15 protein-coding genes are annotated in these 14,676 nt (G+C 71.7%); 11 read left to right on the forward strand and 4 right to left on the reverse strand.

Going from position 1 to position 14,676, the window contains the following annotated elements:
• The first annotated feature begins 51 nt into the window (after positions 1–51).
• From ACIBZJ_RS01450 to ACIBZJ_RS01475, 6 genes are read left to right on the forward strand one after another with little or no spacing between them, the layout of a single operon-like run.
• Positions 52–1,743 (forward strand): ATP-binding protein, encoded by a 1,692-nt coding sequence (locus ACIBZJ_RS01450; protein WP_395924247.1) that lies wholly within the window; start codon positions 52–54, stop codon positions 1,741–1,743.
• Positions 1,740–2,936 (forward strand): HDOD domain-containing protein, encoded by a 1,197-nt coding sequence (locus tag ACIBZJ_RS01455; protein ID WP_395924249.1) that lies wholly within the window; start codon positions 1,740–1,742, stop codon positions 2,934–2,936. The genes ACIBZJ_RS01450 and ACIBZJ_RS01455 overlap by 4 nt, the downstream gene beginning before the upstream one ends.
• A gap of 27 nt (positions 2,937–2,963) precedes the next feature.
• A complete protein-coding gene (locus tag ACIBZJ_RS01460; RefSeq protein WP_395924251.1) occupies positions 2,964–3,425 on the forward strand; it encodes a helix-turn-helix transcriptional regulator in 462 nt (153 codons plus the stop codon).
• A 5-nt stretch (positions 3,426–3,430) separates the two neighbouring features.
• Positions 3,431–3,838 carry a VOC family protein gene (locus ACIBZJ_RS01465; RefSeq protein WP_395924253.1) on the forward strand — a complete coding sequence of 136 codons (408 nt, stop codon included), beginning with the start codon at positions 3,431–3,433 and terminating at the stop codon, positions 3,836–3,838.
• Between the two features lie 8 nt (positions 3,839–3,846).
• Positions 3,847–6,219, forward strand: a complete 2,373-nt coding sequence (locus ACIBZJ_RS01470; RefSeq protein WP_395924255.1) for an ATP-binding cassette domain-containing protein — start codon at positions 3,847–3,849, stop codon at positions 6,217–6,219.
• 60 nt (positions 6,220–6,279) lie between these two features.
• A complete protein-coding gene (locus ACIBZJ_RS01475) occupies positions 6,280–6,444 on the forward strand; it encodes a hypothetical protein (protein WP_395924257.1) in 165 nt (54 codons plus the stop codon).
• A gap of 3 nt (positions 6,445–6,447) precedes the next feature.
• Here ACIBZJ_RS01475 and ACIBZJ_RS01480 read toward each other — a convergent pair whose 3' ends face one another.
• A complete protein-coding gene (locus tag ACIBZJ_RS01480; RefSeq protein ID WP_395924259.1) occupies positions 6,448–7,212 on the reverse strand; it encodes an alpha/beta fold hydrolase in 765 nt (254 codons plus the stop codon).
• Positions 7,213–7,326: 114 nt separating this feature from the next.
• A complete protein-coding gene (locus tag ACIBZJ_RS01485) occupies positions 7,327–7,722 on the reverse strand; it encodes a hypothetical protein (protein ID WP_395924261.1) in 396 nt (131 codons plus the stop codon).
• Positions 7,723–7,968: 246 nt separating this feature from the next.
• Between ACIBZJ_RS01485 and ACIBZJ_RS01490 the strand changes: the two genes are divergently transcribed.
• Positions 7,969–8,577 (forward strand): TetR/AcrR family transcriptional regulator, encoded by a 609-nt coding sequence (locus tag ACIBZJ_RS01490; protein ID WP_395924263.1) that lies wholly within the window; start codon positions 7,969–7,971, stop codon positions 8,575–8,577.
• 4 nt (positions 8,578–8,581) lie between these two features.
• Here the strand turns inward: ACIBZJ_RS01490 and ACIBZJ_RS01495 are convergent, their stop codons facing one another.
• Entirely contained in the window at positions 8,582–9,322 is a 741-nt protein-coding gene (locus tag ACIBZJ_RS01495; protein WP_395924265.1) for an SRPBCC family protein, read from the reverse strand.
• 69 nt (positions 9,323–9,391) lie between these two features.
• On the opposite strand from ACIBZJ_RS01495, the gene ACIBZJ_RS01500 reads away from it, so the two are divergent.
• Positions 9,392–10,009 (forward strand): pyridoxamine 5'-phosphate oxidase family protein, encoded by a 618-nt coding sequence (locus tag ACIBZJ_RS01500; protein ID WP_395924267.1) that lies wholly within the window; start codon positions 9,392–9,394, stop codon positions 10,007–10,009.
• On the opposite strand, the gene ACIBZJ_RS01505 is transcribed toward ACIBZJ_RS01500, so the two are convergent.
• The gene (locus ACIBZJ_RS01505; RefSeq protein ID WP_395924269.1) at positions 10,006–11,148 is read right to left on the reverse strand and encodes an MFS transporter; all 1,143 of its coding nucleotides are present in this window, start codon (positions 11,146–11,148) and stop codon (positions 10,006–10,008) included. The two genes, ACIBZJ_RS01500 and ACIBZJ_RS01505, sit on opposite strands and share 4 nt — an antisense overlap.
• 213 nt (positions 11,149–11,361) lie before the next feature.
• On the opposite strand from ACIBZJ_RS01505, the gene rsgA reads away from it, so the two are divergent.
• The 3 genes from rsgA to ACIBZJ_RS01520 all read left to right on the forward strand — a co-directional run bounded on the left by rsgA (position 11,362) and on the right by ACIBZJ_RS01520 (position 14,669).
• Positions 11,362–12,381: a ribosome small subunit-dependent GTPase A gene (gene rsgA / locus ACIBZJ_RS01510; RefSeq protein WP_395924271.1), complete on the forward strand. Its 1,020-nt coding sequence runs from the start codon at positions 11,362–11,364 to the stop codon at positions 12,379–12,381.
• Positions 12,382–12,522: 141 nt separating this feature from the next.
• Positions 12,523–14,412 carry an ABC transporter ATP-binding protein gene (locus ACIBZJ_RS01515; RefSeq protein ID WP_395924273.1) on the forward strand — a complete coding sequence of 630 codons (1,890 nt, stop codon included), beginning with the start codon at positions 12,523–12,525 and terminating at the stop codon, positions 14,410–14,412.
• Complete coding sequence (locus ACIBZJ_RS01520; RefSeq protein ID WP_395924275.1) at positions 14,409–14,669, forward strand: hypothetical protein; 261 nt, start codon at positions 14,409–14,411, stop codon at positions 14,667–14,669. The genes ACIBZJ_RS01515 and ACIBZJ_RS01520 overlap by 4 nt, the downstream gene beginning before the upstream one ends.
• The last annotated feature ends 7 nt before the right edge of the window (positions 14,670–14,676 follow it).

Genomic DNA, 14,676 nt, shown 5'->3' on the forward strand with positions numbered 1-14,676 from the left:
ACCTGACCTGACTTATACCTTTTACGGAGTTTTCGCCGTATCTTATCGGTTATGACCGGTCCTTCCTCGGAGATGACGCGGAGGCTGGCCCAGGGGGCCCTGCTCACGCCGCTGGGCCTGGCGATGACCGACGCGACCAGGCAGATCATCTGGATCAACCCCGCGTTCAGTTCGTGTACCGGCTTCAGCGAGGCCGAGGCGCTCGGCGCCGATCCGCTGGTGCTGCTCGCCCGCGGGCCGGTGGCGGACGCGGGCACGCTGGCCGGCTGCGAGGCCGGTCTGGAGCCGGGCGGGTACGTGGCCGCCGAGTTCGAGACGGTCACGAAGGACGGCCGGCCGTACTGCGTCGCGTTCTCGCTGTCGACGTTCGAGGACGGCGCCGGGCGGTACTCGGTCGTGTCGCTGGAGGACGTGACCGAGCGGCGTCAGATCGCGGCGGAGGCGCAGCGGACCGCGGCGCGGGCGGAAGCGGTCGCGCGCGAGTTGTGGGGGGAACGGGAGTTGCTGGCCGGTGTGCTGGCCACGATCCCCCACGTGGTGTTCTGGAAGGATCTGTCGCACCGGTACCTGGGGGGGAACCGGGCGTACGCGCGGTTGCGCGGGGTGGGCGACGAGGGTCTGCTGGTGGGCCTGCGGGAGACCGACCTGGACGGCGACGACGGGCTGGGCCCGGTGATCGCGGATCTGGAGCAGCAGGTGCTCGAGAGCGGGTCGGCGGTGACGGACCGGTCGGTGGCGGTGAAGGACGCCGACGGGCAGCCGCGGACGCTTCTGCTGAGCGTGTTGCCGCGGCACACCGAGGGTTCCGGGGCGGCCGGGGTGATCGGCGTCGGTGCCGATGTCACCCGGATCACGGCGCTGGAGCGGCAGCTGGCCCAGGCGACGCGGCTGGAGTCGATCGGTCAGCTCGCGGCGGGTCTGGCGCACGAGATCAACACGCCGGTGCAGTACGTGTCGGACAACGCGATGTTCCTCGCGGATTCGTTCACCGACGTGCTGGAGGCGTTGCGGTCGATCGCGAACGTGGCGCGGGGCGCGGAGCAGGATCCGCGGGCCGGTGGTCAGGCGACGGTGGAGGATCTGCGGGCCCGGTTGCGTCTGCTGGTCGACGGCCTCGACCTGGATTTTCTCGGTACGGAGATTCCGAGCGCGCTGGAGCAGACGCTGGAGGGCATCGGGCGGGTCGCGGAGATCGTCCGGGCGATGAAGGAGTTCTCGCATCCGGGGCAGGGGCGGGTGGAGACGGATCTGAACCGGGCCGTGGAGTCGACGGTGCAGGTGTCGCGCAACGAGTGGAAGTACGTCGCGGAGATGGATCTGGATCTCGACGCGGATCTGGGGCTGGTGCCGTGTTACGAGGGCGAGCTCAAGCAGGTGGTGCTGAACCTGGTGGTCAATGCGGCGCACGCGATCGAGGAGCGGCAGCGGGCGACCGGGGCGCGTGCGCAGGGCCGGATCGGGATCGCGACCCGGCGGCGGGGCGACACGGTGACGATCAGCGTGTCCGACACCGGTACCGGGATGGACGAGGCCACGAAGATCCGCATTTTCGATCCGTTCTTCACGACCAAGGAGGTCGGGAAGGGCACCGGGCAGGGCTTGGCGATGGCCCACAACTGTGTGGTGGGCAAACATGGCGGGTCGATCGACGTGGAGTCGGAGATCGGGGTGGGGACGACGTTCCGGCTGAATCTGCCGGCGATGGTGGAGGCGCCGGAGCTGGAAGCCGTGCTGGGCTGGTGAGCGTGTTGCGCGCGATGTTCATCGACGACGAGCCGAACATCCTGTCCGGGTTGCGGCGGATGTTGCGGGGGCAGCGCGGCGAGTGGGAGATGGTGTTCGCGAATTCGGGCCCGGAGGGTCTGGCGTTGATGGACGCGCAGCCGGTGGACGTCCTGGTGTGTGACATGCGGATGCCCGGCATGGACGGGGTGGCGGTGATGGCCGCGGTCCGTGAGCGGTTTCCGTCGACGGCGCGGATCATTCTGACCGGGCAGACCGATCGGGAGTCGGTGATCGCGGCGCTGGGTCTGACGCAGCGGTTTCTGCTCAAGCCGTGCCGGCCGGAGGACCTGGTGGCGGCGATCGAGCAGGTCGTGGAGGTGCGGCGGGCGGTCTCGGAGGGGCAGATCCAGGCGTTTCTGGGGTCGGTGCACGCGTTGCCGCGCCCGCCCGCGGTGTATACGCGGATCGTGGAGGTGTCGTCGCGGCCGGATTGTGAGGTCGCGGACCTGGTCGAGGTGATCGAGGGGGACATCGCGACCGCGACCGAGGTGCTGAAGCTGGTGAATTCGGGGGTGTTCTGCACGCCGCATCCGGTGGACACGCTGGACGGCGCGGTGGTGCTGCTGGGGTTCGACGCGATCCAGGCGCTGGCGCTGGCCAGTTCGGCGTTGCGGTCGGAGGTGCCGGTGCCGGTGAGTTTCGACCTGGACGCGGTGGCTCACTACAGCACGGTGGTGGCGGCGATGTGCCGGCGGATCGCGGCCGGTGAGGGCGGCGACCGGGGTGGGGTCAGCGCCGCGTTCCTGTCCGGTCTGCTGCACACGGTGGGTCTGCTGGTGCAGATCGGTGCGAATCCGGCGGGTTGGGAGCGGGTGCGGGAGGCGTCGGTGGATCCGTGGAGTCAGGCCGCGGCCGAGCGGGAGGCGTTCGCGTGTACGTCGACGCAGGCCAGTGCGTATCTGCTGGGGTTGTGGGGGTTCGCGGAGCCGATCGTGCACACGGTGCTGGAGCAGCCGGTGTGCCCGGAGGATCTGCTGGCGACGCCGGCGGCGTGTGCGCTGACGTACGCCCGGGTGCGGGTGGGGTGGCCGGGTGCGGCGTTGCCGGAGGACTCGGGGGGTTACCTGACGGCGGAGCGGGCGGCGCGGTGGGACGAGTGGTGCGCGGAGCTGCGGGAGGACGCGGTGGTGTGGCCGCCGGTCCGCGGTTAGTGCTCCGGGTCTGGCACGATCACGCAGGTGAGCAGCCGAGAGGATGAGCATCTGCGTGACCTGGTGCGGCTGCGCCGGGTGAGGGACCGGATCGATCGTGAGTACGCGCAGCCGTTGAACGTGGAGGCGCTGGCGCGTGACGTGCATCTGTCGGCCGGTCATTTGAGCCGGGAGTTCCGCCGGGCGTACGGGGAGTCGCCGTATTCGTATTTGATGACGCGGCGGATCGAGCGGGCGATGGCGTTGCTGCGCCGGGGTGACCTGAGTGTCACCGAGGTGTGTTTCGCGGTGGGGTGTTCGTCGCTGGGCACGTTCTCGACGCGTTTCACGGAGCTGGTGGGCGTCCCCCCGAGTGCGTTCCGGAAGGAGCCGTCGGAGACCGACGGGATTCCGTCGTGCGTGGCGAAGCAGGTCACCCGTCCGGTCCGGCTGCGTCCGTCATCGGTCACGAATCAAGAAGCGTCGCCGGCCGGTGGCCACGTAGCGTGACCGGCATGGAGATCACGATTTTCAATTCGTTCCTGCCGCAGAACGACCCCGAGGCCGCGATCGCGTTCTACCGGGACGTTCTCGGGTGGGAGGTGCGCCTGGACGTCGGGTACGGCGACATGCGCTGGATCACGGTGGGTCCGAAGGGCCAGCCCGACACGTCGGTGGTGCTGCATCCGCCGGCGGCGGACCCGGGGATCACCGAGGACGAGCGGCGGGTGATCGCGGAGATGATGGCGAAGGGTACGTACGGGGGTCTGAACCTGGCGACGAAGGACGTCGACGCGACGTTCGCGCAGCTGGTGGAGGCCGGTGCCGAGGTGGTGCAGGAGCCGACCGACCAGCCGTACGGGGTGCGTGACGGTGCGGTGCGTGATCCGTCGGGGAACCTTCTGCGTATCCAGCAACGATAGGGAGATTCATGAGCGGGCCCCGGAGAGACTCCGACGTCGCGGACAGTCATGACCTGATCCGGGTGGTCGGGGCTCGGGTGAACAATTTGAAGGACGTCAGCGTCGAGATTCCGAAGCGGCGTCTGACGGTGTTCACCGGGGTGTCGGGTTCGGGGAAGAGCTCGCTGGTGTTCGGGACGATCGCCGCGGAGTCGCAGCGGTTGATCAACGAGACGTATTCGACGTTCGTGCAGGGGTTCCTGCCGTCGCTGGCGCGTCCGGAGGTGGACGTGCTGGAGGGGCTGACGACGGCGATCATCGTCGATCAGCAGCGGTTGGGTGCGGATCCGCGGTCGACGGTGGGGACGGCGACGGACGCGAACGCGATGCTGCGGATCCTGTTCTCGCGGCTGGGCCGTCCGCACATCGGGTCGCCGCAGGCGTTCTCGTTCAACGTGGCGTCGGTGAGCGGCGCGGGTGCGGTGACGAGGGAGAAGGCCGGGCGGACGGTGAAGGAGCGCCGGGAGTTCTCGGTGACCGGGGGGATGTGCCCGCGCTGCGAGGGCCGGGGGTCGGTGTCGGACATCGAGTTGTCGGCGCTCTACGACGAGACGAAGTCGTTGAACGAGGGCGCGATCATGATCCCCGGGTACAGCATGGAGGGCTGGTACGGGCGGATTTTCCGGGGCTGTGGGTATTTCGATCCGGACAAGCCGATCGCGAAGTACTCCCGGCGGGAGCGGGACGACCTGCTGTACCGGGAGGCGACGAAGATCAAGGTCGACGGCATCAACCTGACCTACAGCGGGCTGATTCCGTCGGTGCAGAAGTCGTATCTGTCGAAGGACGTCGACGCGCTGCAGCCGCACATCCGGGCGTTCGTGGAGCGGATCGCGGTGTTCCGGACGTGCCCGGAGTGTGCGGGGGCGCGGCTGTCGGAGGCGGCGCGGTCGTCGACGATCGCGGGTGTGAGCATCGCGGACGCGTGCCGGATGCAGATCAGTGATCTGTCGGAGTGGGTGGGGTCGCTGGCCGAGCCGTCGGTGGCGCCGTTGCTGGCGTCGCTGCGGGCGTTGCTGGCGTCGTTCACGGAGATCGGTCTGGGGTATTTGTCGCTGGAGCGGGCGTCCGGGACGTTGTCGGGCGGTGAGTCGCAGCGGGTGAAGATGATCCGGCACCTGGGGTCGGCGCTGACCGACGTGACGTACGTGTTCGACGAGCCGACGATCGGGTTGCACCCGCACGACATCCGGCGGATGAACGATCTGCTGGTGCAGTTGCGGAACAAGGGCAACACGGTGCTGGTGGTCGAGCACAAGCCGGAGGCGATCGCGATCGCCGAGCACGTGGTGGATCTGGGGCCGGGGGCGGGTTCGGCCGGTGGTGAGGTGGTGTTCGAGGGCACGGTGGAGGCGTTGCGGCGCAGCGGGACGCTGACCGGCCGGCATCTGGACGACCGGGCCCGGTTGAAGGAGTCGGTGCGGGAGCCGTCGGGGGCGCTGGAGATCCGCGGCGCCGGTACCCACAACCTGGTCGATGTCGACGTGGACGTGCCGCTCGGGGTGCTGGTCGTGGTGACCGGGGTGGCGGGGTCGGGGAAGTCGTCGCTGATCCACGGGTCGGTGTCGTCGCGTGAGGGTGTGGTGGCGGTGGACCAGACGGCGATCCGCGGGTCGCGGCGGAGTAATCCGGCGACGTACACGGGGTTGCTGGAGCCGATCCGGAAGGCGTTCGCGAAGGCCAACTCGGTGAAGCCGGCGTTGTTCTCGCCGAATTCGGAGGGCGCGTGCCCGGTGTGCAAGGGCGTCGGGGTCATCTACACCGACCTGGCGATCATGGCCGGGGTCGCGACGGTGTGCGAGGAGTGCGAGGGGAAGCGTTTCCGGGCCGCGATTCTCGACTATCGGTACGCGGCGAAAGACATCAACGAGGTGCTGGGGATGTCGGTGGCCGAGGCGGAGGAGTTTTTCGCCGGTGGTGCCGGGAAGCTGCCGGCGGCGCACGTGATCCTGTCGCGGCTGGCGCAGGTGGGGCTGGGGTATCTGCGGATCGGGCAGCCGCTCACGACGCTCTCGGGTGGGGAGCGGCAGCGGCTGAAGCTGGCGACGCGGATGGGTGAGAAGGCCGGGGTGCTGGTGCTGGACGAGCCGACGACGGGTCTGCATCTGGCCGATGTGGAGCAGTTGCTGGGGTTGCTCGACCGGCTGGTGGATTCGGGGAAGTCGGTGATCGTCATCGAGCACCATCAGGCGGTGATGGCGCACGCGGACTGGATCATCGATCTGGGTCCGGGTGCGGGCCACGACGGCGGCCGGGTGGTGTTCGAGGGGACGCCGTCGGCGTTGGTGGCCGGCCGGTCGACGCTGACCGGTGAGCACTTGGCGGCGTACGTGGCGGGCTGAGCCGCTGCCGTCTCCGGTCCCCCCCGATAATGTGCATTATGTCAAGTTGAGGGGGCCGGGGTGCCCCCCGCCGCGGGTTTCTGGAGCTGCTGCTGCGCCGGACGCAGGACGCCGACGCTGATCGCGGTGCTCGTGGGTGCGGTGCAGGCGGTGCAGGCGGCCGGTGCGGACCCGGACCGGCGGGCCCGGGTCCTCACCGTGCTGCTCGACGGCTTGAAGGCCTGAGCCTCAGGGCGTGACGAGCGGGATGAGCTGCGGCGGGTGCTCGCCGCCGAGGAAGTCCAGCAGCAGCTGGTTGACGAGTGCGGGTTTCTCCATCGGCAGGCCGTGCGAGGTGCCGGGCACGACCGCGAGCTGCGCTTCGGCGAGCGTGCGGGTGACGTGTGCGCTGTGCTCGACGGTGACGAAGTCGCCGTCGCCCTGCATCACGAGGGCGGGCGCGGTGATCCGGGCGAGTTCGTCGGTGGGGATGCCGGTGTCTTCCCGCCACATCCGCAGCAGTTTGGCGGTGACGGCGTCGAAGTGGCCGGGTCCGTCCGGGGAGAGCGCGGCGTAGGACTCGCGGGCCCAGGCGGTCATCGCGACGGCGTCGGCGAGCAGCGCCTGCACACCGGGGGCGGCGCCGTCGGGGGTGAAGTACTGGCCGATGAGGACGATCTTCTCGACGAGTTCGGGGCGGTCGATCGCGACGAGCGCGGCGACCATCGCGCCGTCGCTCCAGCCGACCAGGTGTGCGGCGCTGACGCCGAGGGTGTCGAGGAGGCGGGCGGTCTCGGCGGCCATCAGCCGGTAGGTGTAGCGGCCGTCGGCGTCGGCGGTGCGTCCGTGGCCGCGCCGCTCGGGGACGATGACCTGGTAGTGCTTCGCGAGGTCGGGGATCTGGGCGGCCCAGGACTCGGCGGTCGCGAGGCCGCCGTGCAGGAGTACGAGCGGGTCGCCCGTGCCGTGTGTCTCGTAGTAGGTGTTCAGGCCGTCGACGTTCGCGTAGCTCATGTCACGACAACGTACGCCGGCCCCACCCGGAGCTGGGGGGCTTCCGGGTGGGGCCGGTTGGCGGGGCCGGCCGTGGTGGGCCGGCCCGCGGTTCAGGCGCGGTTCAGGCGGAGCTCAGTCGCAGTCCTCGGCGCGCAGCACCCAGACGCCGCGGTGGCGCCAGGTGTTGCCCTCCCAGTAGCCGCTGATGTTGTTGCCCCATTGCGTCTTCCAGTAGCCGCGGTAGCCGGTGCGCAGGAAGTCGCAGTCGTAGTCGTTCCAGTAGCCGCGGTACTCCCCGACCCGGCCGGCCCACTCGCACTGGCGGCGGCTGCCGAACACGGCGACGATGTCGCCCTCGTCGCCGTCCCAGCCGTAGTACCCGCCGCCGTAGCCGCCGTTGTAGCCGGTGGCGTGGTGGGTGGCCGGTGCGGCCGCCTGGGCGGTGCCGGCCATGCCGACGACCGCGCCTCCGGTGGCCGCCAGTCCGGCCAGGACCAGAGCCACGGTTCGTGCTGTCTTGCTTGCCATGTACGTCCCCTCCATTGGATGTTTCGGGCAGGGAGTACGAAACCACGTCACATGTGAGGTTTGTGAGAAAACGGTCCTGTGTGGCGTGGCCGGGCGCGCGCCACGCCCGAGTAATGCCCGTTCGGTGGAGGTCTGTCCCCGTTCGTTCGGTCCATAGAGAACTGGTGAACCTGTGATCCAAGGAATCCGTGTGACCGGACGTACCAGTGAGAAACGGGTGGGCAGACCGGACGGAGGCACGGATCCATGCCGAAACGGGTGGACCATCAGCAACGACGGCGCGAGATCGCGGACGCGCTGCTGCGAGTCGTGGGCGTCCACGGCCTGCACGGGATGAGCCTGCGGGAAGTGGCCTCCGAGGCCGGTGTCTCGCTGCGCCTCGTGCAGTACTACTTCCCCAGCAAGGAGCAGTTGCTGCTCTTCACCGCCGCGTACCTCAACCGCCGCCTGGCCGAGGAAGCCACGGCGCGGGTCGAGGAGGCCGGTCCGTCGCCGCGGACGGTCATCGAGGCGACGCTGGCCGCGCTGTTGCCGACCGATCCGGACACGCGCCGGTTCCACCTGGCCCACGCGGCGTTCGCGGTGCTGGCGATGACCGACTCCACGATCGCCGCGCAGGCCGTGCTGGCCGGTCCGGACGCCCGCGAGGAACTGCTCGTGCAGCAGTTGCGTATGGTGCTGCGCCCGCCGTCGGACCCGCGGGCCGAGGCCGTCGGCCTGCTCGCGATGTCGTCCGGGCTGGCCACCAGCGTGCTGGGCGGCTCGCGCAGCGTCGAGGAGGCGCTCGGCGTCCTGCGCAATCACCTCGACCGGCTGCTGCCGGCCCCGATGCCGGTCCGGGCCGGGAGCTGGTGACCGGTCAGCGGCGCCGCAGCTGCGCCGCGAGCTCGTCCAGCGCCCGCCGGGCGTCCGCGTAGGCCTGGTCGGCGGACGTGTCGGAGCCGGTCACCGTGAGCACGGCGCGGGCGCCGCCGGGGCCGGGGGTGAATTGCCAGTCGGCGTCCGGGAGCGGCGTCCGGCCGGGGGTCGAGGCCATGTCGGCCAGGACCTTCTCGACGACGTCGGCGGGCCGGGTGAGCTGGCGGACGAACCGGACGCGCCACCCGGCCGGGGTGGTCTCGAGGACGCCTTCGCGCAGGCCGAACGTGTCGAGGAAGCGGTCGTGGAGCTCGGCCGACCACCCCGCGGACGTCGTCGTGCCCGACAGGGCCGCGTCGAGGGCGCCGAGACAGGCGACCCAGCCGGCGGCGAAGCCGGCCGCGCCGGGACCGTCGTCGAACGTGTGGGTGAACGTGAGCAGGGTGCCGCCGCCGTCGGGCGCCAGTTCCCAGCGCAGGGTCTCGTCCTGCCAGGTGAACTCGAAGAGGTGCCCGGGTTCGAGCGCGACGACCGTGCCGCCGGAGGGCGGGGCCTCTCCCTCGCGGAACGTGAACGTGAGCACGCCGCCGGGTTCGAGCGCGCCGTCGAGGTCGGCCGGGAACCAGTGCCGCAGTTCCTCCGGTGTGGTCAGGGCACGCCAGACGCGGGCGGGCGGGTGCGCGAGGTGGCGTCGCAGGCGTAGGACGTAGCGGCCGTCGGCCTGGCTCAGGGTGACATCCATGCCCTTCAAGTTATATTCCTTGTCAAGCATGTACGGTCGTCGGTGGGTCCGCCGACGGACGATCGGCGTATGGGCAAAACGTACGAACGGATCGATGACCGGCTCCGGACGTTCATCGACGCGCAACCGGTGTTCTTCGTCGCCACCGCACCACTGTCCGGGGACGGCTCGGTGAACCTCTCCCCGAAGGGCCGGTCGGGGTCGCTCGCGGTCCTCGGCGAGAGGACGCTGGCCTACCTCGACTTCGGCGGCAGCCACGCCGAGACCATCGCCCACCTGCGCGAGAACGGGAGGATCACGCTCATGTGGTGCGCGTTCACCGGCCCGCCGACCGTGCTGCGCGTGCACGGGCGGGGCGAGCCGGTGTTCCGCGACGACCCGCGGTTCGCCGCGCTGATGCCCGCACTGGCCGGCGCCGACGCGGTCGGAGTGCGCGCCATCATCGTGGTCACCGCGGAACGGATCAGCGACAGCTGCGGCTTCGCGGTGCCGCTGATGGAGTACCGCGAGGAACGCACGATGCACGCCGAGTACTTCGGACGCAAGGGCGAGGACGGGTTCGCGCACTACTGCGCGAGCAAGGAATTCAACCGCGCGAGCGTCGACGGGCTGCCCGCGGTGCCGCTGCCCCTGCCGCCCCGCCCCGACGCAAACGCAGGCGCGGACGCGGGCGCCCCGGTGGGCTAGCGCGTCCTCCGGCGCCGGGCCGGGCCGCAGGCCAGGTGGATCGCGGCGGTGAGACCCCCGGTCGCGACGCACGCGATCCACAGCGGCGGCCCCAGCAGCAGACCGCCGGCCACCGGAGCCACGGCCAGCCCGGCCCCGGACGTCAGCCCGTAGACCCCCTGGTAGCGGCCCCGGGCGGTGGCCGGTGACAGGGCGGCCAGCAACGCCGAGACCGCCGGCACCATCAGGATCTCGGCGAGCGTCCACACCACGACCGTGCCCGCGTACCCGGGCAGGGAGCCGGCCAGGCCGGTGAGGCCGAACCCGGTCCCGGCGCTCACTGCGGTGAGGGCCAGCAGCCGCGACGGGTCGGCCCGGCCGGTGACCCGGGGCGCGAACAGCTGCCCGGCGCCGATCAGGGCCGTGTTCACGGCGATGACCAGCCCGTACGCCCGGGCCGGCAGGCCGTCGGCGGCCATCGAGAGCGGGAGCGCGGTCAGGTGCTGCCCGAACACCAGCGCGGTCAGCAGCCCGGTCGCGCACAGTCCGAGGAAGACGCGGTCGTGCCGGATCCGGGTGCGGGCCCCGGGCCGCCCGGCCGGGTCGGGGCGGGTCTCCCGGACCAGGACCGCGACCAGCCCGGCGGCGGTGACGCCGGTGGCGACGTCCACCGCGAACACCAGCCGCAGGTCGACACCGGCCAGCAGCCCACCGCCGAGCGCCGCGACGCCGTTGGCGAGGTTCTGCGCCCAGTACAGCAGGCTGAACGCCCGCATCCGGTCGGCCGGGTCCACCACGTCCACGGCGACGGCGGCCAGCGCGGGCTCGTGCAGGCCTCTGGTCGCGCCGGTCGCGAACGCCGCCGCGACGATCAGCGGCAACGACCGGGCCAGGCCCAGCGCGCTGAGCGCGGCGGCGTTGGCGAGCAAGCCGGTGATCAGCGTCGGGCGGCGACCCCACCGGTCGGCGAGCTGTCCCCCGGCGAGTGCCCCGGCCATCCCGCCGAACCCGGCCGCCGAGAGCACCAGCCCCACCGCCGCCGGGCCGAAGCCCCGTTCGCCGGTCAGGTAGAACGCGAGCAGGAACAGCACGACCGACCCGGCGCGGTTGAGGACCTGGACGGTCCAGACGCACCAGAACGTGGCGGGCAGCCGGCTCACGCCGGTGAGCGTGGCACGCGAATATTCGGATGCGCCGCGAATTCGCGGCCGGTAGCGTCCGGGCCGGACAGGAACGGAGAGGGAGGTGTGCATGGCCGCCACCGTGGTTGACGCTGCCCCACGCCTCTCGTGGGCGGGGCGCAGCATCCGGCCCTCTCTCCGACCGGTCACCGGCTGAATCCCGGGACCGCCTACCCGTAAAGGGTTCCTGCGTTGTCTTCTCTTCTCGATCTGTACGGCTGGGATGCCACCTGGGCGGACGCGTTCGCGCCGCACTCCGCCGGGGGCCTGGTCCCGGGCCGCGTGGTCCGCGTCGACCGCGGCCGGTGCGGCGTCCTCACCCCCACCGGTGCGACCCACGCCGAGTTCTCCCGCACCGACGTGTGCACCGGCGACTGGGTCGCGCTCTCCGGCGCGTCCGTCCACGCGGTCCTGCCGCGCCGCACCGCGCTGGTGCGCGCCTCCGCGTCCGGGCTCTCCCACGGCCAGGTCCTGGCCGCCAACGTCGACGTCGTCGCGGTCGTCGTCGCGGCCACGGTGGACGTCGACCTCGGCCGCGCCGAACGTCTGCTGGCGCTGGCCTGGGAGAGCGGCGCCCAGCCCGTCGTGGTCCTCACCAAGACCGATGCCTGTCCGGACGCCGGTCCGGCCCTGGAGTCGCTCGGCGGCGTCGCCGTCGGGGCCGACGTGCTGGCGGTGAGCGCCGTGGCCGGCCACGGGCTCGACGCGCTCGCCGCCGAGCTCACCGGCACCGTGGTGCTCATCGGGCCGTCCGGCGTCGGCAAGTCCACCCTCGCGACCGCGCTGACCGGCGCCGAACTGGCCGTGCGGGGCGTCCGCGCGGCCGACGGCAAGGGCCGGCACACCACCGTGCGGCGCGAGATGATCCCGCTGCGCGGCGGCCGGGGTGTCCTCATCGACACGCCCGGACTGCGGGGCGTCGGCCTGTTCGACGCCGGCGAAGGCCTCGGTCTCGCGTTCGCCGACATCGACGCGCTGGCCCCGGACTGCCGGTTCCGCGACTGCGCGCACGGCAGCGAACCCGGGTGCGCGGTGCGAGCCGCGATCGACTCCGGGGCGCTGCCCGCGCGGCGGCTGGAGAGCTACCGCAAACTCGTCCGCGAGAACGAGTGGGCCGCGTCCCGGACCGACGCCCGGCTGCGCGCGGAGCGGAAAGCCACGATGCGGGTGGCGCAGCGGCAGTACCGCAACCAGTTCGATCGCCCGCGGTGACGGCCGGGGCGGCTTTTTGTCGGGGGGCCGCGGTAGTTTCGCGGTCCGCCGGTGCCGTCGAGGAGGCGGCACCGGCCTTGACCTGAAGCACGCTTCACCTCTTACCGTTCCGGGCGACCCCGACTTCGTGAGGAATCCCCCATGAGCATGGAGATGACCGCGTGGAACTCGATGTACCACGCGATACACGCCCACGAGGAACAGCGGCCGTTCTCCCGCGCCACCCTGCGGCGGATCGGCCGGTTCGCCGCGCCGCACCGCCGGGCACTGACGCTGTTCGTCGCGCTCTCGGTCGTCACCGCGATGCTCGCGGTCGCCACCCCGGTACTGGCCGGGCGGGTGCTCGACGCGAGCGTGCGCGGCGCCCAGAGCAGCGTCATCACCTGGCTGTCGGTGGCGATCGCGGTCATCGCGGTCGCCGAGGCCGGGCTGGGTCTCGCCACGCGGCGCCTGTCGGCCGGGATCGGTGAGGGCCTGATCCTCGACCTGCGCACCGCGGTGTTCGATCACGTCCAGCGGATGCCGATCGCGTTCTTCACCCGCACCCGCACCGGCGCGCTGGTCAGCCGCCTCAACAACGACGTCATCGGCGCGCAGCGCGCGTTCAGCGACACGCTGTCCGGTGTGGTCGGCAACGTCGTCACGCTGGTGCTGACGCTGGTCGTGATGCTCGGCATCTCCTGGCAGGTCACGCTGCTGGCGTTGGTGCTGCTGCCGGTGTTCGTCGTCCCGGCCCGCCGGATGGGCACCCGCCTGGCCCGGCTGGAACGCGAGGCCGCCGACCACAACGCGGCCATGGGCACCCAGATGACCGAGCGGTTCTCCGCGCCCGGCGCGACGCTCGTGAAGCTCTACGGCCGCCCGGCCCGCGAGTCGGCGGCGTTCGCGCTGCGCGCCCGGCGGGTCCGCGACATCGGGGTCCGCACCGCGATGGTGCAGTGGGTGTTCATGACCGCGCTGACGCTGGTGTCCGCGCTCGCCCTGGCCCTGGTGTACGGGCTGGGCGGCTTCTACGCGCTGCGCGGGCAACTCGACCCGGGTGACGTCGTCGCGATGGCGCTGCTGCTCACCCGCCTCTACGCCCCGCTGACGGCGCTGGCCAGCGCCCGGGTCGAGGTGATGAGCGCGCTGGTGAGTTTCGAGCGGGTCTTCGAGATCCTCGACCTGCCGCCGCTGATCACCGAGAAGCCCGGTGCGCGGCCGGTGCCCGGCGGGCCGGTGTCGGTCGAGTTCGACGCGGTGCGCTTCGCCTACCCGTCCGCCGACAAGGTGTCGCTGGCGTCGCTGGAGGAGGTCGCGGCGCTCGACACCCGGGGCGGCGTCGAGGTGCTGCACGAGGTGTCGTTCACGGTCGGCGCCGGGCAGATGGTGGCGCTGGTCGGGTCGTCCGGGGCCGGGAAGTCCACGATCGCGCAACTGATCCCGCGCCTGTACGACGCCGACGGCGGCGCGGTGCGGCTGGCCGGTGTCGACGTGCGTGACCTGAGCACCGACTCGATCCGCGAGACGCTCGGCCTGGTGACGCAGGACGGGCACCTGTTCCACGAGTCGATCCGCGAGAACCTGCTGCTGGCCCGGCCCGAGGCGAGCGACGGCGAGATCTGGGACGCGCTCGGGCGGGCCCGGCTCGCCGACCTGGTCGCGGCGCTCCCGGACGAGCTCGACACGGTCGTCGGGGAGCGCGGATACCGGCTGTCGGGCGGGGAACGTCAGCGGCTCACGATCGCCCGGCTGCTGCTGGCGCGTCCGCGGGTGGTGATCCTCGACGAGGCGACCGCGCATCTGGACTCCACGTCGGAGGCCGCGGTGCAGGCCGCGCTGGCCGAGGCGCTGTCCGGGCGGACCGCGGTGGTCATCGCCCACCGGCTCTCCACCGTGCGCGCCGCCGACCAGATCCTCGTCGTCGAGGGCGGCCGGATCGTCGAACGCGGCACCCACCCCGAGTTGCTCGCGCTGGGCGGCCGGTACGCGGAGCTGCACTCGACGCAGTTCGCCACCGACCCGGACGACCTGGCCGCGCAGCCCGCATGAAGCGGGTCGTGGTGCTGGGCCGCGGCGGCGCGGGGAAGTCCACGCTCGCGCGGGCGCTCGGGGAGAAACCCGGCGTCCCGGTGCACCGTCCGCCGCTTCCTCGCCCGAGCCTGACCGGCGCCCGGCCCGGCCGTCGGGCCGCGGTGCGAGCCACCGCGGCCGGGTCACCGGCCCTCGTCGCGTCCGGCCGGTATGCGGTGACGCCGTCGCGAAATCGAGGTGCAACCGGACGCCCGCGTCAGCGTGTATTCCAGTGAGTGCACT

This window comes from Cryptosporangium sp. NPDC051539, from assembly GCF_044454545.1.
Lineage (GTDB): Bacteria > Actinomycetota > Actinomycetes > Mycobacteriales > Cryptosporangiaceae > Cryptosporangium.

Coding starts and splice junctions, on each gene's coding strand:
- ACIBZJ_RS01490 (WP_395924263.1), top strand. CDS start 7,969: ATGCCGAAACGGGTGGACCATCAGCAACGACGGCGCGAGATCGCGGAC.
- ACIBZJ_RS01495 (WP_395924265.1), bottom strand. CDS start 9,322: ATGGATGTCACCCTGAGCCAGGCCGACGGCCGCTACGTCCTACGCCTG.
- ACIBZJ_RS01470 (WP_395924255.1), top strand. CDS start 3,847: ATGAGCGGGCCCCGGAGAGACTCCGACGTCGCGGACAGTCATGACCTG.
- ACIBZJ_RS01450 (WP_395924247.1), top strand. CDS start 52: ATGACCGGTCCTTCCTCGGAGATGACGCGGAGGCTGGCCCAGGGGGCC.
- ACIBZJ_RS01485 (WP_395924261.1), bottom strand. CDS start 7,722: ATGGCAAGCAAGACAGCACGAACCGTGGCTCTGGTCCTGGCCGGACTG.
- ACIBZJ_RS01480 (WP_395924259.1), bottom strand. CDS start 7,212: ATGAGCTACGCGAACGTCGACGGCCTGAACACCTACTACGAGACACAC.
- ACIBZJ_RS01465 (WP_395924253.1), top strand. CDS start 3,431: ATGGAGATCACGATTTTCAATTCGTTCCTGCCGCAGAACGACCCCGAG.
- ACIBZJ_RS01500 (WP_395924267.1), top strand. CDS start 9,392: ATGGGCAAAACGTACGAACGGATCGATGACCGGCTCCGGACGTTCATC.
- ACIBZJ_RS01520 (WP_395924275.1), top strand. CDS start 14,409: ATGAAGCGGGTCGTGGTGCTGGGCCGCGGCGGCGCGGGGAAGTCCACG.
- ACIBZJ_RS01515 (WP_395924273.1), top strand. CDS start 12,523: ATGAGCATGGAGATGACCGCGTGGAACTCGATGTACCACGCGATACAC.